Annotated in this window: 21 protein-coding genes; 5 read left to right on the top strand and 16 right to left on the bottom strand. The window is 59.4% G+C overall.

What is annotated here, in order from left to right; translation table 11 throughout:
* Position 1 precedes the first annotated feature (1 nt).
* Positions 2 to 445, top strand: coding sequence for a Fe-S cluster assembly scaffold protein NifU (nifU, locus tag WMO20_RS04030; RefSeq protein ID WP_005922938.1), 444 nt, complete (start codon positions 2 to 4; stop codon positions 443 to 445).
* A gap of 87 nt (positions 446 to 532) precedes the next feature.
* Here nifU and cysS read toward each other — a convergent pair whose 3' ends face one another.
* The 9 genes from cysS to WMO20_RS03985 form a co-directional block, all read right to left on the bottom strand.
* Complete coding sequence (cysS, locus tag WMO20_RS04025) at positions 533 to 1,930, bottom strand: cysteine--tRNA ligase (RefSeq protein WP_215674338.1); 1,398 nt, start codon at positions 1,928 to 1,930, stop codon at positions 533 to 535.
* A gap of 571 nt (positions 1,931 to 2,501) precedes the next feature.
* Entirely contained in the window at positions 2,502 to 3,254 is a 753-nt protein-coding gene (gene pflA / locus WMO20_RS04020; protein WP_349185930.1) for a pyruvate formate-lyase-activating protein, read from the bottom strand.
* Positions 3,241 to 5,493: a formate C-acetyltransferase gene (pflB, locus tag WMO20_RS04015; protein WP_215674334.1), complete on the bottom strand. Its 2,253-nt coding sequence runs from the start codon at positions 5,491 to 5,493 to the stop codon at positions 3,241 to 3,243. Before pflB ends, pflA begins: the two co-directional genes overlap by 14 nt.
* Positions 5,494 to 6,490: 997 nt before the next feature.
* Positions 6,491 to 6,949: a hypothetical protein gene (locus tag WMO20_RS04010; RefSeq protein WP_349185929.1), complete on the bottom strand. Its 459-nt coding sequence runs from the start codon at positions 6,947 to 6,949 to the stop codon at positions 6,491 to 6,493.
* Between the two features lie 4 nt (positions 6,950 to 6,953).
* Positions 6,954 to 7,991 carry a lysylphosphatidylglycerol synthase transmembrane domain-containing protein gene (locus WMO20_RS04005; RefSeq protein ID WP_349185928.1) on the bottom strand — a complete coding sequence of 346 codons (1,038 nt, stop codon included), beginning with the start codon at positions 7,989 to 7,991 and terminating at the stop codon, positions 6,954 to 6,956.
* Positions 7,992 to 8,187: 196 nt separating this feature from the next.
* Positions 8,188 to 9,351 (bottom strand): hypothetical protein, encoded by a 1,164-nt coding sequence (locus WMO20_RS04000; protein WP_349185926.1) that lies wholly within the window; start codon positions 9,349 to 9,351, stop codon positions 8,188 to 8,190.
* A 50-nt stretch (positions 9,352 to 9,401) separates the two neighbouring features.
* Positions 9,402 to 9,644 (bottom strand): acyl carrier protein, encoded by a 243-nt coding sequence (locus tag WMO20_RS03995; protein WP_005922973.1) that lies wholly within the window; start codon positions 9,642 to 9,644, stop codon positions 9,402 to 9,404.
* A 27-nt stretch (positions 9,645 to 9,671) separates the two neighbouring features.
* On the bottom strand, positions 9,672 to 11,138 hold the full coding sequence (locus WMO20_RS03990) for a class I adenylate-forming enzyme family protein (protein WP_349185925.1): 1,467 nt from the start codon (positions 11,136 to 11,138) through the stop codon (positions 9,672 to 9,674).
* A gap of 38 nt (positions 11,139 to 11,176) precedes the next feature.
* Entirely contained in the window at positions 11,177 to 12,628 is a 1,452-nt protein-coding gene (locus tag WMO20_RS03985) for a class I adenylate-forming enzyme family protein (protein ID WP_349185924.1), read from the bottom strand.
* Positions 12,629 to 13,031: 403 nt separating this feature from the next.
* On the opposite strand from WMO20_RS03985, the gene WMO20_RS03980 reads away from it, so the two are divergent.
* The 3 genes from WMO20_RS03980 (at position 13,032) to WMO20_RS03970 (ending at position 16,683) form a co-directional block, all read left to right on the top strand.
* Positions 13,032 to 14,147: an acyltransferase gene (locus WMO20_RS03980; protein WP_316545157.1), complete on the top strand. Its 1,116-nt coding sequence runs from the start codon at positions 13,032 to 13,034 to the stop codon at positions 14,145 to 14,147.
* Between the two features lie 104 nt (positions 14,148 to 14,251).
* The gene (locus WMO20_RS03975; RefSeq protein WP_112090798.1) at positions 14,252 to 15,046 is read left to right on the top strand and encodes a hypothetical protein; all 795 of its coding nucleotides are present in this window, start codon (positions 14,252 to 14,254) and stop codon (positions 15,044 to 15,046) included.
* 35 nt (positions 15,047 to 15,081) lie between these two features.
* The gene (locus WMO20_RS03970) at positions 15,082 to 16,683 is read left to right on the top strand and encodes a glycosyltransferase family 4 protein (protein ID WP_349185923.1); all 1,602 of its coding nucleotides are present in this window, start codon (positions 15,082 to 15,084) and stop codon (positions 16,681 to 16,683) included.
* A gap of 279 nt (positions 16,684 to 16,962) precedes the next feature.
* Here the strand turns inward: WMO20_RS03970 and WMO20_RS03965 are convergent, their stop codons facing one another.
* Positions 16,963 to 17,637, bottom strand: coding sequence for a hypothetical protein (locus tag WMO20_RS03965; RefSeq protein WP_349185922.1), 675 nt, complete (start codon positions 17,635 to 17,637; stop codon positions 16,963 to 16,965).
* A gap of 193 nt (positions 17,638 to 17,830) precedes the next feature.
* Entirely contained in the window at positions 17,831 to 18,379 is a 549-nt protein-coding gene (locus WMO20_RS03960; RefSeq protein ID WP_349185921.1) for a TetR/AcrR family transcriptional regulator, read from the bottom strand.
* Positions 18,380 to 18,726: 347 nt separating this feature from the next.
* Between WMO20_RS03960 and WMO20_RS03955 the strand changes: the two genes are divergently transcribed.
* A complete protein-coding gene (locus WMO20_RS03955; RefSeq protein WP_113992282.1) occupies positions 18,727 to 19,206 on the top strand; it encodes a cytochrome C in 480 nt (159 codons plus the stop codon).
* Positions 19,207 to 19,551: 345 nt separating this feature from the next.
* On the opposite strand, the gene WMO20_RS03950 is transcribed toward WMO20_RS03955, so the two are convergent.
* The 5 genes from WMO20_RS03950 to WMO20_RS03930 form a co-directional block, all read right to left on the bottom strand.
* The gene (locus WMO20_RS03950; RefSeq protein WP_349185920.1) at positions 19,552 to 20,304 is read right to left on the bottom strand and encodes a DnaJ domain-containing protein; all 753 of its coding nucleotides are present in this window, start codon (positions 20,302 to 20,304) and stop codon (positions 19,552 to 19,554) included.
* A gap of 87 nt (positions 20,305 to 20,391) precedes the next feature.
* Entirely contained in the window at positions 20,392 to 21,237 is an 846-nt protein-coding gene (locus WMO20_RS03945; protein ID WP_349185919.1) for a DUF5685 family protein, read from the bottom strand.
* A gap of 6 nt (positions 21,238 to 21,243) precedes the next feature.
* Positions 21,244 to 21,639 carry a hypothetical protein gene (locus tag WMO20_RS03940; protein WP_055185500.1) on the bottom strand — a complete coding sequence of 132 codons (396 nt, stop codon included), beginning with the start codon at positions 21,637 to 21,639 and terminating at the stop codon, positions 21,244 to 21,246.
* Positions 21,640 to 21,786: 147 nt separating this feature from the next.
* Positions 21,787 to 24,186 carry a glycoside hydrolase family 2 protein gene (locus WMO20_RS03935; protein WP_349185918.1) on the bottom strand — a complete coding sequence of 800 codons (2,400 nt, stop codon included), beginning with the start codon at positions 24,184 to 24,186 and terminating at the stop codon, positions 21,787 to 21,789.
* A gap of 310 nt (positions 24,187 to 24,496) precedes the next feature.
* Positions 24,497 to 25,117, bottom strand: coding sequence for a flavodoxin family protein (locus tag WMO20_RS03930; protein ID WP_349185917.1), 621 nt, complete (start codon positions 25,115 to 25,117; stop codon positions 24,497 to 24,499).
* Positions 25,118 to 25,132: the final 15 nt, after the last annotated feature.

Here is a 25,132-nt window from a genome sequence, read left to right as displayed (position 1 = left end):
TATGGCAAGTATGTATAGTGCCAAGGTCATGGAGCATTTCGCAAATCCGCACAACGTAGGTGAGCTGCCCGACGCAAACGGCGTGGGTGAAGTGGGCAACCCCAAGTGCGGCGACATCATGCGGATGTACCTGAAGATCGAGAATAATGTGATCGTGGACGTCAAGTTCCTCACCTTTGGCTGCGGCGCAGCCATTGCCACCAGCAGCATGGCCACCGACCTGATCAAGGGCAAGACCGTGGACGAGGCGCTGAAGCTGACCAACAAGGCCGTTGTGGAGGCTCTGGAAGGTCTGCCTCCGGTCAAGGTGCACTGCTCTGTTCTGGCGGAGCAGGCTGTCAAGGCTGCTCTGTCCGACTACTACCGCCGTCAGGGCATCGATCCGGAACCCATCGTGGGCAAGCTGGAAGAGGATTGTGAGCACTGCGAGAGCTGCGGCCACTGATCCTGACAATATCATAAGCAGCAAAAAGAGGACACCGCTTCGTGCGGCGTCCTCTTTTTTGTTACAGCGCGCTTGCGGCGCCGGGGTTTACAGCTTGCTCAGCTGGGGACCCTGTGCGGTGTCCTTGACAGCCCAGCCCAGCTCGGTCAGCTGTGCGCGGATGGCGTCTGCAGTGGCCCAGTCCTTGGCCTTCTTGGCGGCAGCGCGCTTTTCCACCAGTTCGGTCACCTCGGCGGGCACCTCGTCCTTCTTGCGGTTGTACAGCAGACCCAGCACACCGGTGATCTCGTCAAAGGCGGCGGCAGCGGTCTCCAGTGCAGCCTTGCTGGAAGCGGCGGATAGGGTGTTGATCTCCTTGACCAGATCGAACACGGAAGCCAGCGCATCCGGGGTGTTCAGGTCGTCGTCCATGGCGGTGCAGAACTTGGTGCGTGCCTCGGCGGCCTTTTCCTTCAAAGTCTCGTCGGTGCCGAAGTCGGTCTTGCTCAGGGCAAAGTCCAGATTCTCGCGGCAGGTGTACAGGCGCTCCAGACTGTTCTTGCAGCTTTCGATGAGGTCCACGGTGTAGTTCAGGGGCATCCGGTAGCCGGCGGTCAGCATGAAATAGCGGATGGGCTCGTAGCCGTAGAGGTTTGCCACATCCCGCACGGTAAAGAAGTTGTGCAGGCTCTTGGACATTTTCTGGTTGTCCACGTTGATGAAACCGTTGTGCATCCAGTAGCGGGCAAACTCGCAGCCGTTGGCGCACTCGCTCTGGGCGATCTCGTTTTCGTGGTGGGGGAAGATCAGATCCTGACCGCCGCAATGCAGGTCGATGGTCTTGCCCAGATGGGTGCGGCTCATGGCGCTGCACTCGATGTGCCAGCCCGGGCGGCCCATGCCGTAGGGGCTTTCCCATGCGGGCTCACCGGGCTTTGCGGCCTTCCAGACGGCAAAGTCGGCGGGATCTTCCTTCAAATCGTCCTCCATGCGGCTGCGCAGCTCGCGGTTGCCGCTTTCCAGATCGTCCAGATTCAGGTGGCTCAGCTTGCCGTAGCCGGGGTCGCTCTTCACCCGGAAGTACACATCGCCGTTCTTGGCAACGTAGGCGTGGCCGGAGTCGATCAGATCCTTGACGATATCCAGGATCTGGGGGATATGCTCGGTGGCGCGGGGCTGTACGGTGGGCTTTTCGCAGTTCAGACCGGCGGCATCCTTCAGGTACTCGGCTTCAAAGCGCTGTGCCACCTCCTTCATGGAGGTGCCCTCTTCCTGTCCCTTCTTGATGAGCTTATCATCGATATCGGTGATGTTGGAAACGTAGATCACCTTGTTGCCCCGGTATTCCAGATAGCGGCGCAGGGTGTCGAACACGATCAGCGGGCGTGCGTTGCCGATGTGGATATAGTTGTACACGGTGGGGCCGCAGACGTAGATGCGGTACTCGCCGGGCACCTGCGGCACAAATTCTTCCTTCTGTCGGGTCAAGGTGTTGAAGATCTGCATGGTCAATTCTCCTTTTTGTTCCAAACAGAAGCCGCAAAACAAAACGCCCCCGGAGCAGTGCACGCAGCACAGCTCCGAAGGCGGTTTTAAAATCAAAATCGCGGTTCCACTTCTGTTTGTCGCTCAAAACCGGTAACGGCGGCGCACCGCACGGCGATACTTCCCCGCAGGGGTTCCCGCCGCGTGCTGTCCGGGCGCACTTTGCGCGGCGGTCTGCAAACAGGCTTCCAGCCAGCGGCCTGTTCTCTCTGCGCAGACGGTGTGCGGCGCTACTCTGCCCGGATAAACGCATTTATCCTTTTACCCCTTTATTATAGCGGTGCGGTGCAGGGAAGTCAAGGAGGAACGAAGAACCGGGAGGGGCTGTAAAGGCAAACGGCATCGCAAGATTTTTCCGCAGCGCCGCGCTTCCGAAGGAAGCGGCGCTGCAAATGTCGCTTGCCGCTGCGACCCTTCCCGTGAAAATGGACTCCCGGAGCGTCCGCAGACGCTCCGGGAGTCCGAAATCATAGATATTTTTTCCGCTGAACTTGCGCAGAGCGAAGCGGAGCGCAATCAAAACGGTGGCGCTTTACCCGGGATACCGGCTCACTTCCAGCAGTTCTTCTGCCCGCTTTACCTGCTCTGCGGTGGGCGGCACAGCGTCCGGCAGGGGATAGGGGATGCCCAGCTTCTGCCACTTGAACAGCCCCAAGGTGTGGTAGGGCAGCACCTCCACCCGCTGTACCGTTTTCAGGCTGCGGATGAAGTCTGCCGTTTTGCGCAGCCCTTCCTCATCGTCGGTCAGCCCGGGCACAAGGACGTGCCGCACCCACAGCGGGATGCCGAGGTCGGAGATGCGGCGCGCCATGGCAAGAATGTTGGTGTTGTCTTTGCCGGTGAGCTGCCGGTGGCGCTCCGGGTCGATCTCCTTGAGGTCTAAGATCACCAGACTGGTGTTAGCCATCAGACGGTCAAATGCGGCAAGATACGCCGGGTCGTCCGGACGGAAAGGCTGCCCGGCGGTGTCCAGCGCCGTGTGCACGCCCTTGGCGTGCGCCAGCGTGAAGAACGCGGTCAGGAAGTCCATCTGCCGCAGCGGCTCGCCGCCGCTGACCGTGATGCCGCCCTTTTTGCCCCAGTAGTTGCGGTAGCGGTATACCCGCTGGAACAGCGCTTCTGCCGTCCACGCTTCGCCGCCCTCTGCCCATGTTTCGGGGTTGTGGCAGTACTTGCACCGCAGGGCACACCCCTGCAAAAACACCACAAAGCGCACGCCGGGGCCGTCCACCGAGCCGAAGGATTCCAGCGAGTGGACGTACCCAAGGGTCTTACAGGACGCCATGGCAGGTACGGGCCAGCACGTCCAGCTGCTGCTCGCGGGTCAGGTCGATGAACTTGACGGCGTAGCCGGAAACGCGGATGGTGAAGTTGGCGTATTCTTCCTTTTCAGGGTGCTCCATGGCATCCAGCAGCTTCTCCTTGCCAAAGACGTTCACGTTCAGGTGGTGTGCGCCCTGATCAAAGTAGCCGTCCAGTACCTGCACCAGATTCTCCACGCGCTCGCCCTCGCTGTGACCCAGCGCTTCAGGGTTGATGGTCTGGGTGTTGGAGATGCCGTCCAGTGCCCAGTGGTAGGGCAGCTTTGCCACCGAGTTCAGCGATGCCAGCAGGCCGTTCTGCTCTGCGCCGTAGCTGGGGGTAGCGCCGGGGGCAAACGGGGTAAAGGCGGCGCGGCCGTCCGGCAGAGCGCCGGTGTACTTGCCGTACACCACGTTGGAGGTGATGGTCAGGATGGAGGTGGTAGCCTCGGAGTTGCGGTAGGTGTGGCGCTTCTTGATCATCTCAAGGAAGGTCTTGAGCAGCCACACGCCGATCTCGTCGGCACGGTCGTCATCGTTGCCGTACTTGGGGAAGTCGCCCTCGGTCTCAAAGCCGGTGGCAAGGCCGTTTTCATCGCGCACCACCTTCACCTTGGCGTACTTGATGGCGCTCAGGGAGTCGATGACGTGGGAGAAGCCTGCAATGCCGGTGGCAAAGGTGCGGCGCACATCGGTGTCGATGAGTGCCATCTCGGCTTCCTCATAGTAATACTTGTCGTGCATATACTGGATGAGGTTCAGCACGTTGACGTACAGCCCTGCCAGCCAGTCCAACATCTGCACATACTTGGGCAGCACCTCGTCATAGGTCAGGTACTCGCTGGTGATGGGGGCGTAGTTGGGGCCGCACTGCTCGTGGCTCTTCTCGTCCACACCGCCGTTGATGGCGTACAGCAGGCACTTGGCAAGGTTAGCGCGTGCGCCGAAGAACTGCATCTCCTTGCCGGTCTGGGTGGCAGACACGCAGCAGCAGATGGAGTAATCATCGCCCCAGACGGGCTTCATCACGTCATCGTTCTCGTACTGGACGCTGCTGGTGTTGACGGACACCTTGGCGGCGTACTTCTTAAAGGCCTCCGGCAGGGCAGAGGAGTACAGCACGGTCAGGTTGGGCTCCGGTGCGGGGCCCATGTTCTCCAGCGTGTGCAGGAAGCGGTAGCAGTTCTTGGTGACCATGCTGCGGCCGTCCATGCCGATGCCGCCCACTTCCAGCGTCGCCCACACGGGGTCGCCGGAGAACAGCTGGTTGTAGCTGGGGATGCGGGCGAACTTGACCATGCGGAACTTCATGACCATGTGGTCGATGAGCTCCTGTGCCTGACTTTCGGTCAGAATGCCCTTGTCCAGATCGCGCTGGATATAAATATCAAGGAAGGTGGAGATGCGGCCCACGCTCATGGCAGCGCCGTTCTGGGTCTTGATGGCGGCCAGATAGCCGAAGTACAGCCACTGGCAGGCTTCCTTGGCGTCCTTGGCGGGCTGGGAGATGTCGTAGCCGTAGGCTTCGGCCATCTTCTTCATGCCCTTCAGGGCGCTGATCTGGCGGGCGATCTCCTCGCGAAGACGGATGACGTCATCGGTCATGGTGCCGTCGCCGCAGTTGGCAAGATCCTCCTGCTTGAACTGGATCAGGGCGTCGATGCCGTACAGGGCAACGCGGCGGTAGTCGCCCACGATGCGGCCGCGGCCATAGGTGTCCGGCAGACCGGTGATGATGTGGGTGTGGCGTGCCTTCTTCATCTCCGGGGTGTAGGCATCGAACACGGCCTGATTGTGGGTGCGGGTGTAGTCAGTAAAGATCTTGTGCAGCTCGGCAGAGGGCTGGTAGCCGTAGGTGGTGCAGGCCTGCTCTGCCATCTTGATGCCGCCGTAGGGCATAAAGGCGCGCTTGAGGGGCTTGTCGGTCTGTAAGCCAACGATCTGCTCCAGATCCTTCAGGTTTTCGTCAATATAGCCGGGGCCGTAGGAGGTCAGGCTGCTGACCACCTCGGTCTCCATATCCAGCACGCCGCCCTTGGCGCGCTCGGCCTTCTGCAGCTGCTGCAAAGCACCCCAAAGCTTATCGGTAGCCTCGGTGGGGCCTGCCAGAAAGCTTTCGTCGCCGTTATAGGGGGTGTAGTTTTTCTGGATGAAGTCACGCACATTGACCTCTTCCTTCCAGATGCGGCCTTCAAAGCCTTCCCACTGTTCAAACTGGATCATTGGAACCTCCTTGCTCCATTACGCAGTTAGCGTTTTCTAACTAATGAGCCTTTGAAAAACCGCTCTGTCTGGGCGGTTTTCTGGGGGCGAAACGGTCTTGCGCTGCCGGCTGCGGCAGCCCTTACTACAAGGTGTAGACAAAAATAAAAACCTGCCCACAAAATCTTGCGTTACTATAATAGCAAGAACCACTTTAAAAAGCAATAGAAAACAAGTGGGTTTTCTTCCAGCGGAAAGGCTATTCTTTGGGCAGAATGTAGAAAAACCGCCGAAACCCCGGCGGCGCGGCAACTTTGCGAAAAAATTTGCAAATTAAGGGTTGACAAGACTAACCGTCTGTGGTATCCTGTTCTCGCAGCGGTGGTTAGCTAATTCTAACCACGTTGCACCAGAAAAAAAGGAGCGTCTGCAAGCGCTCCGCTCCATTCCTCCATTCCTTTCTCTTTTCTACGGGAAGCGGCAGCACGGTTTGCTCTGCAGCTTCCGGCGCGGCACCGGCTGTGTTTGGTACCACAGCCGACGCAAAGAAAACAAAAACGGGACACTCAGCTTGACCACCTGAGTGCCCCGATTTTTGTTTTGCGAGGAAACTCCCTCTGTGCGCTAGGCCTTGAGGGACGATTTGAAATGGCCGCCGCGTGCGCTTTGGCCATAGATTAAGGAATTTCATTTTAAATTTTGGATTCAGAAACGCCTGCGGGCGTTTCTGAATCCAGCTTTCACAGAGAGGGATGCGAGGTAAACGACAAATATGCCATCTGCCTTTACGACCCCACCCGTGAAAATGCGTTTGGAGCGGCCCGCAGGCCGCTCCAAACGCGAAATTAAAATAATTTTTCCGCTGAATATGCCCAGAGCGCAACGACGACCGCCGCCAGCGGCGGAAACAGGGAGGAGTTGTTGGGGCAGCGGCCAGCAAGACGCGAGTGCCGCCCAAGGCACGATGCGGATGCTGGGTGCCGCAACCCGATAAGCGGAGGGCATTCAAAATCATTTTTTACTGCCCCATCCCCGCCAGCTGTTCATACAGCTGCGCTGCGCCGCCGCCGGGGTATTTTACGCTGACATAGGCGCTGTTCAGGATGCACACGCCGTCGGAGTACACCGTCAGCAGAAACTTCTGGTTTTCGGCATCATCATAAAAGCTGACGGTGACCGACTGCACCGGGAAGGTATCGTGGGTGTAGGCAGAATAGTTCTGGTTCAGCTTTTTGCAGCAGGAGACGGTGGAAAGCAATTCTGCCGTTTGTTGGAACTCTTCGCTGTCCATGGAGAGGAGGTGATAGTCCATGTCGTTTGTGCTGCCAAAATGCGCCACTTCCTCGGTGCGGAGCGTGCCCTGCGAGCTGGCGCGTACCAGTGCTTTCAGGTCGATGGGATGGTATAGCACCGCAAAAGCTGCCAGTGCAAACAGGATAAAAAATAAAGCGGTGCGGGGAATGTGGAAGCTTTTCATCTGCTCACCCCTCCTTTGGCGGCTCCATTTGCGCCAGATGCCGCTGAGCGATGAAAAAGCCCACGGCGCTGGCGGCAAATACCACATAATAGCTGGCGATGCGGTAGAGCATCAGCGCGCTCATCACCTCGCCCTGCTCCAGAAAGCTGCCGAACACCAGCAGAAAGGCGGTCTCGATCGAGCCCATCCCGGCTACGTTGGGCAGAGCGTTGGAAACGAAGAGCATCAGGCTGGTGAGCAGCTGCACCTGCCAGAAGCCCAGCGGGGAAAGCCCCATGAACCGGATGCACAGGTAGGGCAGGCAGAACAGCCCGAACAGCTTGAGCGCCTGCAGGGAAAAAATTTTCAGGCAGCGGGGCTTATCTGCCAGCAGTCGGCGGCTCTCGGTGCTTAGCACCTCCAGCTGTTCCAGCCAGTCGGCGCGGCGCTGCTGCCACTTTTCGGTCTTGGGCAGAAAGCCCAGCAGCCAGCGGGCGAGGTTCTGCACCAGCGGCGAGACGCACAGCAGCACCAGCGCTACGATAATTACCGCTACCACAGCGTATGCCATGGGCAGGTAGCGCATGACACCGGTGGTGTTGGCTGCAAGCCAGCGGCGCTGCAACAGCAGCATCACGGTGGCATACAGGAGCACCGTGCTTTTGTGGAAAACGTATTCCAACGTCATCAGGCCTGCACCGGGGCCCAGCGGCAGTCCGGCTCTGTGCAGGTAGTACAGCTGCACCGGCACCGCACCGGCACCCAGCGTGACCACGTTGCCAAAGGTGCCGCACCAGCCTACATCCAGCCCCTGCCGCAGGGTGAACTGCGGCAGACGGCTGCGCACGATGACCCACGCCACGCACCCTTCCAGCAGGGGGTAGCTGATGCCGACCGCCAGCACCGCCAGCACCTGCCACACCGACAGCTGTGCCAGCGCCGCAGTGATCTCGGCCCAGTGATCCTTAAAAGTGAACACGATGATGCAGGTAAGTGCCAGCAGCACCAGCAGAGAGATCACGGTCTTTTTGCGGGAGGGCTGCTGCGCGGCGGCTTGGCTCATGGAAACAAAACTCCTTTCATAACTGGAAATTCTGGAACCAGTATAGCACATCTCCCGCCGCCCTTTGTGAACGGAAGCGGAACTTTGTTGGGCAATTTGGGGGATTTGATAAAAAGGAAAGACCCGGCTGCGGCATGAAAAAAGGATCGCTGTACCCATAAGGTGCAGCGATCCTTTTTGTTTTTTTATGTACTTCTCAGTCCAGATCGGCGGCTTCCAGCACGGTGACACCTTCGTTTTCAAAGGTCTTGCGGAGAATATCGGCCAGACCCGGGTGGGGTGCCTTGTTGTGGATGCACAGGATGATCTTTCCGTTCAGGCTGGCGGCTTCCACGCCCACGGATGCGCCATCCGGCGGCACCCAGACACCAAAATCCGTGGTGTACTGTGCCAGCTCCGGGGTGGCGGGCATCAGCGGATTGCCCAGATAGCTGAGCCAGAAATCCGAAATAGTGCCACCAATGTACTCGCCCATCTGGAATACCCGCTGCTTGATGCGCAGGGGGGCTTTTTGCTGATTCACCTTGTACACCCAGCCCATCTGCTCGGTCATGCGGCGGCGCTTGGATTGCGGCTGCAAGTCCCGCTTGATGTCTGCATCTACGTCAGATATAAAATCCGCAAGGCGGGTCTGAGCTTGCAGCTGCACCGTATGCTCAAAGCTGCATACGCAGTTGTACAGCGCATTCGGCACACCAGCCACATCGCGGGTATCGGAGGAGTAGGAATACTGGATCTTCTCCTTGCCCAGATACTCCCGCATGGCCATGCACAGCAGACCCATCAGGGCGCTTACCGGCTTTGCGTTGTTTGCCAGTGCTTTTTCCACAAGGCTCTGCTTGCTCAGGCACACCCGGGTGCGGCGCAGCGTACCCTCGTAGGTCTGCACCACGTCCCGCTGGATGGCGTCGCTCCCGCCCTCCACGGGCGGGTGCTCTGCCAGCATGGCATCCATATCATAGGGCGGGTCGCACACGATCTGCTGCACCGCAAAGGCAGTGCCGTAACGCAGGTTGCAGTACTGCTCCAGAATGCTGGTGAACAGGGGCGATACCCCGTGGCCGTCCAGTAGGAAGTGATGCCAGTCAAAGTAGATGGTATCCCCTTCGCAGCTGACGCAGAACAGGTAGCCGTTCGTCTGTTCCGGGATATTGCGCATGGTGCTGCCGTGGTACACAAGGCAGGGCTCAGTGTTGGGCTCCAGCCACATCTCCCGCTTTTCCTGCACCAGACGCTGGGTATAATAAGGCGCACTTGCCAAGGCCGTTGTCAGTGCCCGCTGCAAAAGGGTGAGATCCACCGCATCCCGCAGCGAGAACTGGTACCGGCACTGGACTTTTTCCCGACGGAAAAAATACATAACACCCTGAAAGTTATATTCCGTCGAGCGCTGTTGTGTTTCCATTGGTTTTACCCCACGTTTGCTGCCAGATAATCCACCAGATCACCCATGGTGACAAAGTTGCGCAGCTCCTTTTCCGGGATGCGCAGACCAAAGGTCTCCTCAAGATCTGCCACAATGGTCAGGATCTCCATAGAGGACAGATCCAGATCGTCCATCAGGACGCTGCTTTCGGTCACATCCTCCGGTGATACCTCTGCGACATCCTCCAGAATAGCCGTGATCTGAGAAATGATTTCTGCACGTTCCATCGTATTATGCTTCCTTTCTGTTGCGTTTTACTTGCGTACCAGCTTGCCCGTAGCGTTGCGGGGCAGCGGCGTTTCGCTGAACTCCACCACGCCGATGCGCTTGTACAGGGGGACAGTACGGTTCATCTGGGTAACAAAGTCCCGCACGGTCTGCTGGTGCTCCTTTTCACAGTATACCACAACACCTATCTTTTTGCCCAGTTCTTTTACGATACATTCCTGTACGACGGGACATTTTTCTACCATGCCCTCCAGCTCCTCGGGGCTGATGTTCTCGCCGCTGTCCAGAATGATCAGGTTCTTCTTGCGGCCGATGATGTAGTAGTAGCCGTCCTCGTCCACCCGGGCAAGGTCGCCGGTATGCACCCAGCCGTCCTTGTCGATGACCTCTGCGGTGCCCTCCGGGTCCTTATAGTAGCCCATCATCACGCAGTCGCCGCGCATACACAGCTCTCCGTCCGGCTCGATCTTGTAGTCCATGTACTCGCTGCCCTGACCCACGGCGCCAATGTGCTTTTCGTCCTGTGCAAAGTTGATGATGCCGGCGGCGCAGGTCTCGGTAGCACCGTAGCACTGGATGACGAACATCCCGTTGTGCACCATATCCAGCAGCACCTGCGGGTCAAACATGGCAGAGGAGCCGATGGGCACCCACAGATCGCCCAGACGGTCACGGTGTCCGCGCATCACATCCTTGTGCAGGGAGTTCATGATCATCGGCACCACAGACATGATCTGGCTGGGCATCTTCTGGATATCGCGGTAGAAGTCGCGGATATCGCTGCCCAGATTCAGCGGCCAGCCCATGACAGTGGTGGAGAACAGGTCGATGAAAGCACCCAGATGGAACATGGGCAGCACCATGTAGTGGCCGGGCAGGGGCTTTGTCAGATCGATCTTGTCTGCCAGCTGTGCGGAGATGGCCCACAGCACCTGACCTGCGCTGAACAGGTTGCGCTCGCTCATCATAACGCCCTTGCTCAGGCCGGTGGTGCCGGAGGTGAACATCAGCACCATCAGGTCGTCGTGACCGATGGGGTGCAGCTCCGCCGCCGGCTCATAGCGGCGGAACTCGTCCATGGGATGCAGCAGACTGCCGTAGGCGGCCTCCAGCTGCTCCTTGCTGCCGTAGTCCTCGCCGTCGGTCAGGATGACGGCGGGCTCCACCAGCTCCAGCTCGTGGGACATCTCCGCCCAGCTTTTGCGCTGGTTCATCGGCACCAGCACGCAGCCTGCCATGATCGCGCCGAAGGTGTTTACCACATACTCGTAGCTGTTCTTGCTCAGCAGGCAGACCTTTTTGCCCTTCGCGTCCGGGATGGTGCTCTGCAGATAGGTGACCGTCCGGCGGACATCCTGTGCCAGCTCCTTAAAAAGGACGGTGGTCACCATGTCGGTCTCCTCGGTGTAGTAACGGAAGGCCACGCGCTCGGGAAATTCCTTTTCCATGCCCTGCGTAATGGCATCGTACATCGTGCTCACGAATTTTTCCATTGTAAATTCCATCCTGTTTTGTTCTGTTTGCTTTATACTCAGCGTATCAGCTTGCCCGTAGCATTGCGGGGCAGCGGCTCTGCACTGAACTCCACCACACCGATGCGCTTATACAGCGGCAGGGTACGGTTCATCTCGGTAATATGATCCTGCACAGTCTGCTGCTTGTCCTGCGGGCAGTACACCACAGCGCCGATCTTTTTGCCCATTTCCTTCACGATGCATTCCTGCACGGCGGGGCATTTTTCCACAAGATCCTCCAGCTCCTCAGGGCTGATGTTCTCGCCGCTGTCCAGAATGATCAGGTTCTTCTTGCGGCCAGTCAGGTACATATAGCTGTCCTCTTCCAGCCGGGCGATGTCGCCGGTGTGGAACCAGCCGTCCTTGTCGATGACCTCAGCCGTGGCCTCGGGGTCCTTATAGTAGCCCAGCATGATGGGGGTGCCGCGTATGCACAGCTCGCCATCGTCCAGCTTATACTCGCAGCTGTTGTCCACATGGCCCACGCTGGTCAGGTGCTTTTCCTCCTGGGAGGAGTTCCAGGCACCATCGCCGCAGGTCTCGGTCAGGCCGTACATCTGGGCAATAAAGAAGCCCTTGTCCATCAGGTCCTTGAGCATCTTGGGGTCGAACATGGCTGCGCCGCAGGTCAGGACGCACAGGCCATTCAGGCGGTCGCGGCGGCCCTTCATCACATCCTTATACAGGCTCTTCAGCAGCACCGGCACCACAGCCATCACCTCGCTGTGCATCGCGCCGATATCGCGGTAGAAATACTTGAGGTCGTTGCACAGGTTGATGCAGTGGCCGGTAATGCTCCAGGATACCAGGCTGGTCATGGCCGAGATGTGGAACATGGGCAGCGCGGACAGCGAGCAGAACTTATCGGTGTCCCAGCCGGTCGCCTTGCGCACATCATCAAACGGATCCAGGAAGGCGGGCATGGCCGCAAACAGGTTCTTCTGGCTCAGCATAACGCCCTTGCTGCGGCCGGTGGTGCCGGAGGTAAACATGATAAAGGCCATCGCGGCAAGATCTTCCACTTCCTTTACATCCTGTGCGGGGGCAAAGGCGGTAAAGGCATCCATCGGCTCCAGCTTTGCACTGTAGGCATCCGCCAGGGCAGGCTCCCACTGCAGATACTCACCGTCCTGCAGCACACAGACCGGCTCCACCAGATCCAGCTCGTACTGGATCTCGTCCCAGTTCTTGCCCATATTCAGCGGCACTGCCACACCGCCCGCCAGCACGGTGCCGTACATACAGATGATGTAGTGGTAACTGTTGCGGGCCAGGATCGCGACCCGCTGCCCCTTGACATCCCCTGCCTTACTGCGCAGGAAGCTGACGAACCTGCGCAGATCCTGGGCATACTGGCGGTAGTACACCTCCGTTACGCCCTGTTTTGTCTCGTCATAATACCGGATCGCCACGTGGTCCGCATAGATCGTTTCCATATTACAAAGTGACTGATACAGCGATGTGACCATAATTTTACCCTCCCGAAGCATTTTGTCCTGCCCAGTGTCCGGCTCCGTCCTTCGGGGCGCAGCCCGGGCGCTCAACTGTGCCCAGTATACAATATCTTCCAGCGCAATGCAATACTTCTGCAACATTTAATTTCTCATCTTGACAAGTTTTTGTTGCGTATCATTTGGCGCAGTCTGGCCAAATTCTACCTTTCGTTGCAATCCGCCGGTTCCTGTGCTACAATTTTTAGCGCAAAATACCAGTTCCGGTATGGCGCGGACTGCAAAACAAAATTGACAGTCTCCCCAAAAAGCATTATACTAGCCATATATCATGGCAATGCTGCATAAAAACTGATCATTTGCGCCGTATCCGGCTTTTTCTCGAGGGGGGTATCTGCCCGGCGCAGGGAAGGAATCTTTCATGGAAACAACCAAGCCCCGCACTGTCAGCTCCATCGGGATGTTTGATATGCTCAAGGGCGCAGGGATGCTGTCCATCGTGCTGGGGCATACCGTAGAGCTTTATCCGCTCCAGCTGTCGAACGGCCTGTCACTGACCGCCTTTTTTTGCTTTATCTACCGCGAAACGCTGATGGCAGCCTTTTTTATTGCCAGCGGCTACGGCTTCCGCAAGCGCTCTATCCACAAATGCATCCACCAGCAGCTCAAAAGTCTGCTCAAGCCCTTTTGCTATACTGCGGTGTTCACCACAGTGCTGCATTTTATCATTCATTATAAGACCTTTCACTACCTGCCCGGCTCGCTGACCGAGAGCATCAAGGTGGCGGGCGGCTTTCTGCTGGGTCTGCCCCATACGGCCACTTACTTTGGGCAGGAGTTCTTTTCCTGCGGGCCCATGTGGTATCTGCTGGCGCTGCTGGTGGGCTGGATCCTGCTGGACGTCATCCTGAACATCTTCCCGGAGCGGTACGTTTCGTGGGCAGTGGGCGGTGCCGCCCTGCTGGGCTGGGGCACTAGCCTTGCGTGGGAGCTGCCTTTCTGCCTGATCCAGGGCGCGGTGATCACGCCGTATTTGTACATCGGCTACCTTGCCAAGCGGCAGCACTGGCTGGATCAGCCCTTGTCCCGCCGGATGTCCTGCATCCTGTGGGCAGCTGTTCTGCTGATCCCGGTGGCTGCCTTTGCCACCGGCAGCACCGACTGCGTTTCCATGGCAGAGTGGACCTTAGGCCCCATCAGCATCCTGCTGGACGGCCTTGCCGGCCTGCTGTTCGTCCGGCTGTTTCTGCGGCTGAACCGGCACCGGAACGCGCTGGTGAGCTTTTTTGAGGCCATCGGACGCCGCTCTTTGTATATCTTCTGCATACATACCGTGGAGCTTACCGCCATTCCGTGGTATCTGCTTGCGGCAAAATACGCCGACCGCCCGTTTGTGGGCATCGGGCTGGAATATGCCTTTTCTTTGGGCTCCATCTGGCTGGTCTGTGCCCTGCTGCAGCGGCGGCGGGAGCTGATCATCCGGCTGTTCCCCGCCCGGCGGCACACCCCGCAGGTGCACTACACTGCGCGGCACTGATCTTTCGGAAGCTGCTTGCAATGCTTATGCAAACGGCTTTTCAGCACATTGCGGCTGCGGCGGCGCAGCTGAGCTTATAGGATAAGGAAGAGGAGGATCCCGTTATGAACCATGAACTCCCCGCGACCCCTGCTGCCCTGCAGGCGCATATTGCAGAGCTGGAGCAGCAGCTCAGGCTCTCGGACGAGGGTGTTTCCCAGCTGGCACAGCGGTGTCTGGAGCTGGAGCAGCAGCTGCTGGTCTGCCAGACCGAGCTTGCCAAGCACAGCACGGAGACGGATAACTTTACCCTCACCCTGCCGCAGCTGTTCTACGACACCGGCAGCGGCTTTTCGCCCCGGGAATGCCTGATCGCAGCCGAGGACGCCCACAACGAGCTGACCCATGAGGTGTCGGTCACCTTTGTTCTGCCGGAGGACGCCCGCGCTGTCCGGCTGGATCCCGGCGAGCTGGCCTGCTGCATCACCGATCTTGCCATTTCGGACGAGCGCATCAGCTTTCAGTCGGTCAACGGCCTTATGCTGCAGGAGGACTGCCTGCTGTTTTTGGATGTGGACCCGAACCTTTCGCTGCATTGCACCACCGGCTTTAGCGCCGGCATGAAGTTTGCGGTAAACTACCACTACTACCCGCTGGGGCGTTTTCTGCACGAGCAGCCCGGCAAATCTCTGCTGCGGGCACTGAACGAGCTGAAGCTGAAGAATGCTGCCGCCGCGCAGGAGGCTGATGAGATGCTGCAGGCCAGCCGCGCCGAATGTATGCGGCTGAACCAGCAGCTGCTGACTTTGCAGGGCATCCAGCACGAATATCAGGTCTCGCTGGAAACGATACGCGCCAGCAGCAGCTGGCGGCTGACCGCTCCGCTGCGCAGACTGCTGACCCTGCTGCGCGGCCACTGAGCCCGCCCGATATTCTGCCCGGAGGAGTTGGATCGATGTACACCAGTTACAGTACCCTGCAGCGCAAGCAATTGTCCAAGCAGGCCTATACCGATACCCAGAGCACCTATCTTCTGGTCTATGCGCCGGGGCGTCACAAGGCGCTGGAAACGGCGCTGCAAAACCAGCTGCACCGCAAGTTCCGTCTGGTGACCGCGCTGGAGGGCGAGCTGACCCCCGATGTAGCCGGGGTGCTGCTGGTGAGCGAGGATGTGGAATGCATCCCTACCGCCCTGACCTATTTTGCCGCTGCCCTGCGGGAGGGTGCAGACCTTGCAGTCTGCGATGCCTCCTTTGGCTTTGACGGCTCTACCGCCCTGTACCTGAGCACCCGGCACCTGCCCGGCAGCAGCTGCGCCATAGTGTCCCGGGCACTGCTGGACAAGGTGCGCGCCGCCGCCCGGGGCAGGGACAGCGTTACCGAGCTGCTGCGCCTGTCCCACGCCATGGCGCAGCACAGCTGCTGCATCCCGCAGGCGCTGCTGCACTTCCGCCGGGAGCTGTGCGCCGAGGACGTATTCTCCGCCAAGGGACGCCGCGCGCTGATCCTGAGCCACGAGCTGACCATGACCGGCGCGCCCATCGTGCTGGTAAGCGCCGTGCCGGTGCTGCGCAGCCTTGGCTTTGAGGTAGTAGTGCTGGGCCCTGCGGACGAGGGCCCGCTGCAGCTGTTTCTGGACGCCGGTGCCGCCGTGGTCACCCGCCCGGACTGCGTTACCTCCAGCGCCCTGTGGGGACTGGCCACCAGCGCAGACTTTGTGCTGGCCAACACGGTGGTGGAAGCGCCTGTGGTGCGCACCCTGAACGGCTCTTTTGTGCCGGTGCTGTGGTGGCTGCACGATGCCTTTGCGGGCTACCCCTTCATCTCTCACAGCATCCCCAAGGCGCTGGGCAAAAATATCCATGTCTGCGCCGTAGGCTCCCACGCCACCGCCGCCATGCACTCGGTAAGGCCGGATTTTGAAATCGAGCAATTGATCTACGGTCTGCCGGACTACGCCGCCGAGCAGTTCCCCCGCTATGACATCAGCTTTGCCGGGGGACGCACCCTCTTTGTAACGGTCGGCTCGCTGGAGCCCCGCAAGGGCCCGGATATCTTCTGCAATGCCATCCGGCTGCTGCCCTCTGCGGTGCGGGAAAAAGCCGCCTTCCTCTTTGTGGGCAAAGCCGCCGACAAGGGGATGTACAACGCCGTGGACAGTCTGGTGCGGGATTACCCACAGACGGTGTTCTACCGCAAGCGGCTGGAGCGCCCGGAGGTGAAATCCCTGATGGAGCAGTGCAATTGCGTGGTGTGCGCTTCCCGCGATGATCCCATGCCTACCTTTGTCACCGAGGGTCTGATCTTCGGCAAGCCCTCCATCGTATCGGAGCACACCGGCACGGCGGGACTTGTGACCGAGGGCGTGGACGGCTTTTTGTACAAGGACGACGACCCGCAGCAGCTGGCCGACAAGCTGGCTTGGGCGATCGAGCACCCGGAGATGCTGGCTGCCATGCACGATGACTGCCGCCGGCTGTATGAGCAGCAGTTCTCCAACGAGTCCTATGTAGCCACCCTGACAAGGCTTGTAAAAGAGCTGACGGACGGCGAATGAGATAGCAAAAACAAAAGACCGGAGCTGTAAAGCCCTTTCAGGGCTTGATACAGCTCCGGTCTTTTTGCTGGGTCTTGTGCGCCCCTTTGTGTTAAGGTGTATCTGAAAACAAAGAAAATGACGAATATTTCGCAAACACAAGCGGGATTTAAGGCAAATAGCCGCAGGAATCCTTTGTGGATTTCAAGGCTATTTAACGCAAAATCCAGCTGTGCTTGTAGAAATAGACTAAATTTTCGACTTTTCAGATACACCCTAAGCAGCGGGGGAGGTGCAGGCTCAGTTCTGCTTGCCGGTTTCGGCTTTCATGGCGTTGTAGCCGATGAGCACGGTCCAGACGTAGGCGCAGGTCTTGGGGATCATCAGCATCCCGATCAGGGGGTTGACGTCTGCCCACAGCACTACGGGGATATAGAAGCCGAAGCTCAGCACGATGGTCAGCCACATCCAGCGGAAAGCCTTATCGTTGTTCTGCTTGGCGCTGCGGTAGAACAGCACGATGATCAGCAGACCCAGCAGGGCAAAGGGCACATTGCGCAGGATGCCCCATGCCAGCGGGGTGTGGTTGGTGAGCCACTGGTTCTGCGGCATCATGCACAGCACGATGCGCACAGCGGACAGGGCGTACACAGCGGCGGTCACGTTCTTCTGCCCCTCGATCTGGTAGCGCTTGCGCCAGACGTAGTACAGCAGCACATAGAACACGGTCATGGTCACAGAGGTGATCCACTTGCCCAGACCCAGCGGCACAGCGTAGTTTTCCAGACCGGTGGTGCAGAGCGCCAGTGCGCGGGGCACCAGATGGAAAGAGTCGCCCGCGCCCAGCACCACGGCCATCAGGCCGAACAGGCGGAACTGGGTGCCAGCCTTGCTGCCGCGGATCATGCGGATGCCCACCGTGAGTACGATGACCAGATAGAAGATATCGAAAACGGTCTCAATGATTGCTCTCATGCGTTTTTCTCCTGTATTTGTTTTGATTGCAGTTTTTTGATTTTATAGTGAACCGGCGCGGCAGAGCCGTACCGGAAGCATCGTAGGGAAAAGGGCTTGCAGTAGTATGGTCTGCGGAGCGCTGAAACCAAAATGAACTATGTTCACATTCGGACTTAAAAAACTCCCACAAGGCTTGTGGGATGTTTTTTGCTTAATAAATGGTTCTGCGCACGATCTCCAGCACCGCAGAAGGGTCGAAGCTCTGCTGCACCACCGCAGACAGCATCAGGGAGAACAGGATGCCCGCAAACTGCTCCGGGGTGAACTGCTCGGTAAAGGCGTCAGGACGGATCTTGGCATCGTGGCGCAGCACGCTGCACAAAGCGTCCAGAATGTGCTGCCATGTCTGCCGCATCTGCTGCTTGCCGCCGGCAGTGTCCTGCTGCACAAAGCCCAGTGCATGGTGGGTGAAGAAGCCGGGATATTGCTGGCAGCCGTATTCCATCTGCCGGTACATCCACTGGATGCAGGACAGGGTGTCCTGAAACACGGCTTCGTCCTCCGGGTGGCGGAAGATGTCGTTCCAGATGCTTTCCACTGCCGCGCTTACTAGCTCGGTCTTGGAGCCGAAGTAGTTGTAGATGCAGCCCACAGAGACCCCGCAGGCTGCGGCGACCGCACGGATGTTGACCGCTGCCCAGCCGTTTTGCTGGATCAGCTCCCGGCTGGTTTTCAGGATGTCCGCTTTGGACGTTGCCATTGGATTCGTAAACTCACCTCCCAACATGAACACCGTTCACGATGCATAGTATACAGCGGCGGCTGGCGGCTGTCAAGGGGAAAATAAAATGATCTGCGCCGTTATCCCGCAGCCACATAGGGAAAAAACAGCCGGAATGTCAACGATATGATTCAAGTTTGCATCTCCTAAAATGTGCCAAATTCATGTCAAAATAGTAACAATTCTTATTTTATCGTTAATTTTTGACGAAAAAAGCTTGCTTTTTTCGTCAACGTGCGTATAATGGAAGGACATCAGACAACCGATGCAGCTGGTATGCTGCCGGGGGCCTGACACCAACAAAAGAAGAAAAAGGAGATTTCCCTATGAAGCTCAAGACTGTTGCAATTGCCGCTGCCGCTCTGGCACTGGCTGTCGGCATGACCGCCTGCGGCGGCTCTGCCTCTACCGCTGCATCCTCCACCGCATCCTCTGCTGCTGCCTCTTCCGTGGCTGCTTCCTCCGAAGCTGCTTCCTCTGAGGCTGAGGCTGCTTCTGCCGAGTACACCGTGTACAACACCACCGGCAGCAAGGTGACTGAGCTGTACCTGTACGATGCAGGCTCTGAGGACAAGGGCGAGAACCTGGCAGGCGAGGGTCTGGCTGACGGCGAGAGCATCGTCATCACCCGCGATGTCGAGGCTGACAAGCAGGCTGACGTTGTCTACGTTCTGGAGTTCACCACCGAGGACGGCAATACCCAGAGCTTTGACACCCTGCACTACGAGGTGGCTCCCATCTCTCTGAAGAGTGTGGACGCCGCTGCCGGTGCTACCGCTATTGCTTTCGAAGCTCCCCAGAAGTAAGAGCAAACCCTTACATCCGCAAACAGAAAAAAGGCTGCTGCACCGTGCGTGCAGCAGCCTTTTTTGGCAGAGTGGACGATTTGAAATGCGCTCCGCGATGCTCTGCGCATCAATAGCGGAATTTTATTTTTATTTGTAAATCGGGAAAATCTGCGGATTTTCCCGATTTACTTTTTCACGGGGAGGGACGCAGCGGCTGACAGGTAGTTTCCCTTTACGACCCCTCCTGTGAAAATGGGATAGCGGAACGCCCGCAGGCGTTCCGCTATCCCGAAATTTAAAATAATTTTTCCGCTGAAAATGGCTAGAGCGCAGCGGAAGCCATTTCAAATCGTCTACTTCCCATTACATTCTGAACCCACGGAAGCCCCAGCCGCCGCAGCAGCAGTTGCACAGCAGGTTCAGCAAAATCATGCTCCAGCACCAGCGCAAAAGCCCGCCGGGCTGGGCGTAGGTGGTCTGGGTGCGGTAGGTCTGGCCGGGGTTCTGCATCCGGCGCAGGTGCATCTGGTACTCGGTGTTGTTCGGGTCCAGCTGCACGGCGCGGCGGGCATCCTGCAAAGCGTCCACACTTTTGCCAAGCCCCTGATTGGCCAGCGAGGAGAGATAGTACCACCGCGCGTTGCGGCCGGTCATGCCGTCCAGCACCCGGCGCGCTTCGGCGTAGCGGCCGCTGGCCACAAAGTTGCGGGCGGCCTGCATTTCCGGGGTGTCGGTGCCGGAAGCGCTGGGCCCGGCCTGCTGGTAGCCGCCAAAGCCAAAACCAAAGCCAAAGGGGTCGAAGCCCTCAAACCCGTCAAAGCCGTCAAAACCGGTATAGCCGTAGTTCTGCTGGCCGTAACCCTGCTGCCCATAGCTCTGCCGGTTATAGCCCTGCTGCTGGTAGCCGCCGTAGGGGTTGCCGCCCATCTGGGGGCCGGTATCGCCCTTGGTAATAGCGTCGTAGGCGGCCTGCACCTCCTTGAAGTGCTCCTCCGCCGTGGGGTCGTTGGGGTTCAAATCCGGGTGCCAGCGCTTGCACTTGGCGCGGTATGCTTTTTTGATCTCATCGTCGCTTGCGCCGCGCTGAACGCCCAGCACCTCATAGGGATCTCTCATGCTCGGTATACTTCCTCACTCATTATACTGACGGTACAGCGCCGCTGCACCATATCCGTTTTATTTTACCGGAATATCGGCACAAAATCAAGACACATCGGGCTTTCCGGTGCGTTTTGCGTTTTTGCAGTTGTATTTCAGCCACACGCCGGAATACAGGATGTTGCGCAGCAGATCTGCGTCCTCCACGCAGGGCAGACGCTCAAAGTTCTGCGCGCAGCGTGCCAGCAGCAGCTCAAAGATGTCCAGCATCTCTTCCTCATAGTCCGGGTGGGTGCTCAGCTCCCGCAGGGGGTTGTACGCGCCCCGGCGCTTGTCGCGGGACAGGTCGTCGTAGGCGTCCAGCAGGTAGATGAACTTGCCCAGATGGAAGCCGATGCTACGCAGCTCCGGTGCCCAGCGGTCCTGCCGGTAGTCGAACAGCTCTGCCATCAGCGCACCAAAGCAGCCGGACACTGCATCAAGGTCGGTGCTGCCGGCGGCTTCGTACTCGGCAAGCTTGGCGAGACACGAGCGGATCGCATTGCACTGGCGCGGCCAGCGCAGGGCGGCTTCGGCGGTGCTGTTGTCCAGCAGGGCGCTGTACCCCAGCGCCAGCAGATTGCGGTCGTCCTGCCATTTGTCCTGCGCGTTGTAGTAATGCAGCGCCACGCTCAGGTCGGCGCAGTAGTCGGTAGGGTCGGCGCTGCGCCAAAGTACACCGTGTACCGGGTGGATGGGACAGCGGTTTATACCGCTGTCTGCGGGGGTCTCGCCCTCGTACAGACTGCACAGCAGAATGTTCAAAAAGGTCAGGTCATAGCTCAGGCTGAACCGTCCCCGCAGCCCGTGCAAAGCATCGATGCGGCGGCACAGCCCGCAGTAGGCCGAGCGGTAGCGGCTCTGCGCTTCGGGGCTGAGGGCGGCCCGATCCGGGATCACATATCCGAACATGGCGGCTCAGCTTTTTTTGATGAACTGGGTGCCGCAGCGCGGGCAGGAGATCTGGATGCGTCCGCGTCCCCGGGGCACCCGCAGCTTCTGGCGGCACTGAGGGCAGCGGTAGTAGTGGTACAGCTTGCGGTTGGCCCACTGCTCCTTCAGGCTGCGGAACTTGTTATTGAACCGATCCTTCAGGCTGTAAAAGCGGTAGTTCTCCTCGGTGCGCTTGGAGATGTTGCGGCTCAGGCTGCGGTAGTAGCACAAAATCAGCAGCGCCGCGCCCAGCCATGTGAACAGGGAAACGCGGGTGAGCAGCGATACCAGCAGCATCACGATGGAACTCATGCTCAGAAACTGGTTCAGGCCATCGGTGCCGTAGCGCCCGATCATGAATTGACGGAATTTTTCTCTCATAGATTTTCGCATCCTCTTCTCTGGGGCTTTACACACGGAAACGCAGGGCAGCAGCGCCGCCCTGCGGAATACTTTGTACCTCTAGAATATCAGCCAACCATGATAAAATTTTGAACAGACTGCAAATCTATCATGAAAGGACGAAAATTAAACGTTTTGCTCCTCCCGGCTGCGCACGGTGAGCACCGCTTCGGTGTCCAGTGCGCCCTCCATGCGGCAGTGCAGCACGGCGCGTCCGGCCTTGCCGGTGGTGGCAAGGTAGGTGCCCGCCATGCCGCCCCGCAGGGGCACTACGCTGGGACCTAAAATTTTCAGCGGACCCTCCACGGACAGGCAGACGGCCTCGCCGCAGTAGGGCAGCAGGTTGCCGTTCTGGTCGATGGCGCGCAGGCTGACGGCAGCACAGTCCCATGTGGGGCCGTCGGTCAGCAGGGGGTTGTGCACGGTGCATTCCAGCCGGACGCTCTGCACCGGCTCCCGCACCACGGTGCGCACGGCGCGGCCATGCCACACCGCTTCGAACCGGTACACCGGCGCGGAGCTGCCCAGCACACCGATGTACTTGTAGTACATCCGCAGCAGCTCGTTCCAGCTCAGCCGCAGCGAGAGCATCCGCGCCTTGGACAGGGGCGAAAGCGCCATGGCGTCCCGCCGCAGCTCGTTGAGGATGGCGGCAGCCTGCACGGCGGTGGCGTGATCCATGCCCTCGTATTTTTCCAGCAGCGAGCCGACAAAATCGTTGATCTCGATGGGCGGGTGGGGCAGGGCGGCAAAGCGTCCCCGGCGGTCGGGGGTAAACTCGGCCACAAAGTCGTTGCCGCGGTACAGCCGCACGCTCTCGGCGTTGGTGAACACCCAGCAGGCGGCGGCTGCGCCGCCGGGCAGGTCGCCCAGCGTCATGGCAGAGGAGACCTCCAGCACGATGTCGGAGGGGGCGCGGGGCGTTTTCTGGCTGGCATAGACGGCGGCGGAGAGCTTAGGGTTGCGGAACGGGTCCATTACGCCGTGGTAGCAGATGCGGTCGCCGCTGCCAAACTCCCGGTGGGTGTTGTAGTCGGTCATGCACCAGCCAAAGCTGCCCGCCACGCCCGGCTGGGCGATGCTGTCGTTCAGCACGGCGGCGTGGTGCAGTGCCTGCACCAGACGGTGCGGCTCATCGTCAAAGGGCTTGGCGGGGAAGTTCTGACCGCCGAACTCGCTGATAAGGTAGCCCTTGCGGGTGTCGGGGGTCACGGCGGCGCGGTTCTCGCAGCCCGCGCCGCGCCCGGCGTAGGAATAATCGTTGTAGGCGTACACGTCCTCCAGCAGCTGGCTTTTGCGGGTGCTGCGGCTGCCCGCCGTAGGGCGGGTGGGGTCCAGCCGGTGGATGGCTTCGTTGGTGCGCTTATAAAAGGCTTCGTTGTCGGGGCTGCCGCTGATGCGGGCACCCCACAAAAAGATGCTGGGATGGCTGCGGCACTGGCACACCATCTCCCGGCAGTTCTGCAGCGCCTGCGCCTGCCACACCTCATCACCGATGTGCTGCCAGCCGGGCATTTCGGGGAACACCAGCAGACCCAGCTCGTCGCAGGCGTCCAGAAACGCCGGGCTGGGGGGCGCATAGCAGGTGCGCACGGCGTTGCAGCCCAGCTCCTTTTTCAGCAGCTGGGCGTCCAGCCGCTGGATGCTGTCCGGCATGGCGTAGCCCTGATAGGGGTAGCTCTGGTGCCGGTCAAGGCCGCGCAGCTCCACCCGCTGTCCGTTCAGGTACAGCCCGCCCGCCACGAACTGCACGGTGCGGAAACCGAACCGCACCGTCTTTTCGTCCAGCACCCGGTCGGGCAGACCGCCGGTGCCGGGGCGGATGAGCCGCACGGTCAGGGTGTACAGGGTAGGGTGCTCTAAGCTCCACGGGTGCACGTTGTTCAGCGTGCCGGTGATGGGCAGGGAAAGCTCGCCGCTGTACACCGCCCGGCTCCCGGCGGGGCTGCGGATCTCGGCCTGCAGGGTGCAGCCGACCGTCTCGCCCACGGTGGCGGTGTAGATGCGGAAATCGCCCTCCGCCTTTGCCTCGATGAACACGTCCCGCAGATAGGCGGGCTCCTTGATATCCAGACTGACGGCGCGGTAGATGCCGCCGTAGGTCAGCGCATCCAGCTGCCCGCCGAAGGGCGGGATGTTCAGATCCTCCCGGCTGTCGCAGCGCACAGCTACCACGTTCTTCTGCCCCAGACGCAGCGCACCGGTCAGATCCACCGTAAAGGCGGTGTAGCCGCAGCCGTGGTGGAACATCCGCCGCCCGTTGCAGAACACAGTGGCATCGTGTGCCACTGCCCCGAAAGTAAGCAGCACGGTGCGGCCCAGCCACTCCTTGGGCGCAAAAAACTCCCGCCGGTAGCCGCACAGGCGCTGGTAGTCGTTCTCATTGCAATAATTATAAGGCAGGGGTTTGACCGTGTGCGGCAGCCGCACCGGGGTAAGGGAAAGCTCCGGGCACTCCGGGCGCACCAGCGCCGGGTCGAATGTGGGGGTGAACAGCCAGCCCTCGTTCCAATCGTAGTGTTCCATAGCAGGATCTCCGTCTGAGTGATAAGCTTATAGAGGTATGGTATCACAAAGTTATGAACGAAAAAAGCATTCGCGCCCCTTTTGTGCCGGAACAGCAGAAATTTTGCAGTGCGCGGAAGCTGCCGGTGGCAGGTTGCCCAAGAAATGCTTGGAAAAATTGTACAAAATCGCCCATAGAAATGGAGCCCCAGAACGCCAGCGGCGTTCCGGGGCTCTGAAATCATTTTCACGAGAGGGGCTGTATGTGAAAAAATGGATTGGGAAACTCTGTGGAGTTTCCCAATCCATAAATTTAAAATAATTCTTCCGCTCAGCGGATAAAGCTGGTCATGGGGCGGGGCGGGTTCTGCGGGTGGTCGATGCCTGCAGCCTTACCGGCTTCGATGCAGCGCAGCAGCCATGCCATGTTGCGGCCCAGTTCCTGCATCACGGCGCAGCCTTCGGCGTCCTGCAGCACCTGCTCGGGGTTCGAGCCATGCACCATCGCCCAGTAGGAGCCGTTGACCAGCGGCATATGGAAGAACTGGGGGTATTTGACCAGCTGGTCAAGAGTGGAGGTGGTACCGGCGCGGCGGGCAGAGCAGCAGATGGCGGCGGGCTTGTAGGCCAGATACTTGCCGCCCGCGTAGGCCAGACGGTCCATAAAGCTGGCCATGTTGCCCGCAGCGGAGGCGTAGTGCACCGGACTGCCGAACACGAAGGCGTCGGAGGTCTTGGCCTTCTCAATGGCTTCGTTGACGACGCCGCCGAACACGCACCCGTTGCCGCTGCGGCAGCCGCCGCAGCCGATGCAGCCGCCCACGGGCTGACCGCCGACGTGCAGGATCTCGGTTTCAATGCCCTGTGCCTTCAGCTCCCCGGCAATAAGGGAAAGGGCGGTGTAGGTGCAGCCCTTCTCGTGGGGGCTGCCGTTGATGAGCAGAACTTTCATGCTGTATACTCTCCT

This window comes from Faecalibacterium intestinale (assembly GCF_040096575.1).
GTDB classification, from domain to species: domain Bacteria; phylum Bacillota; class Clostridia; order Oscillospirales; family Ruminococcaceae; genus Faecalibacterium; species Faecalibacterium intestinale.
The sequence above is the reverse complement of the archived record's forward strand: the minus strand, read 5'-3'. Positions and strand labels throughout refer to the sequence as shown.

Bases quoted from the DNA above. Each gene is read 5' to 3' on its own strand.
- WMO20_RS03960 (WP_349185921.1), bottom strand. From the start codon at position 18,379: ATGGCAACGTCCAAAGCGGACATCCTGAAAACCAGCCGGGAGCTGATC.
- pflB (WP_215674334.1), bottom strand. From the start codon at position 5,493: ATGATCCAGTTTGAACAGTGGGAAGGCTTTGAAGGCCGCATCTGGAAG.
- WMO20_RS03940 (WP_055185500.1), bottom strand. From the start codon at position 21,639: ATGAGAGAAAAATTCCGTCAATTCATGATCGGGCGCTACGGCACCGAT.
- WMO20_RS03970 (WP_349185923.1), top strand. From the start codon at position 15,082: ATGTACACCAGTTACAGTACCCTGCAGCGCAAGCAATTGTCCAAGCAG.
- nifU (WP_005922938.1), top strand. From the start codon at position 2: ATGGCAAGTATGTATAGTGCCAAGGTCATGGAGCATTTCGCAAATCCG.
- WMO20_RS04000 (WP_349185926.1), bottom strand. From the start codon at position 9,351: ATGTATTTTTTCCGTCGGGAAAAAGTCCAGTGCCGGTACCAGTTCTCG.
- WMO20_RS03975 (WP_112090798.1), top strand. From the start codon at position 14,252: ATGAACCATGAACTCCCCGCGACCCCTGCTGCCCTGCAGGCGCATATT.
- WMO20_RS03935 (WP_349185918.1), bottom strand. From the start codon at position 24,186: ATGGAACACTACGATTGGAACGAGGGCTGGCTGTTCACCCCCACATTC.
- cysS (WP_215674338.1), bottom strand. From the start codon at position 1,930: ATGCAGATCTTCAACACCTTGACCCGACAGAAGGAAGAATTTGTGCCG.
- WMO20_RS03985 (WP_349185924.1), bottom strand. From the start codon at position 12,628: ATGGTCACATCGCTGTATCAGTCACTTTGTAATATGGAAACGATCTAT.
- WMO20_RS03980 (WP_316545157.1), top strand. From the start codon at position 13,032: ATGGAAACAACCAAGCCCCGCACTGTCAGCTCCATCGGGATGTTTGAT.
- WMO20_RS04010 (WP_349185929.1), bottom strand. From the start codon at position 6,949: ATGAAAAGCTTCCACATTCCCCGCACCGCTTTATTTTTTATCCTGTTT.
- WMO20_RS03965 (WP_349185922.1), bottom strand. From the start codon at position 17,637: ATGAGAGCAATCATTGAGACCGTTTTCGATATCTTCTATCTGGTCATC.
- WMO20_RS03995 (WP_005922973.1), bottom strand. From the start codon at position 9,644: ATGGAACGTGCAGAAATCATTTCTCAGATCACGGCTATTCTGGAGGAT.
- WMO20_RS03990 (WP_349185925.1), bottom strand. From the start codon at position 11,138: ATGGAAAAATTCGTGAGCACGATGTACGATGCCATTACGCAGGGCATG.
- WMO20_RS03955 (WP_113992282.1), top strand. From the start codon at position 18,727: ATGAAGCTCAAGACTGTTGCAATTGCCGCTGCCGCTCTGGCACTGGCT.
- WMO20_RS04005 (WP_349185928.1), bottom strand. From the start codon at position 7,991: ATGAGCCAAGCCGCCGCGCAGCAGCCCTCCCGCAAAAAGACCGTGATC.
- pflA (WP_349185930.1), bottom strand. From the start codon at position 3,254: ATGGCGTCCTGTAAGACCCTTGGGTACGTCCACTCGCTGGAATCCTTC.
- WMO20_RS03930 (WP_349185917.1), bottom strand. From the start codon at position 25,117: ATGAAAGTTCTGCTCATCAACGGCAGCCCCCACGAGAAGGGCTGCACC.
- WMO20_RS03945 (WP_349185919.1), bottom strand. From the start codon at position 21,237: ATGTTCGGATATGTGATCCCGGATCGGGCCGCCCTCAGCCCCGAAGCG.
- WMO20_RS03950 (WP_349185920.1), bottom strand. From the start codon at position 20,304: ATGAGAGATCCCTATGAGGTGCTGGGCGTTCAGCGCGGCGCAAGCGAC.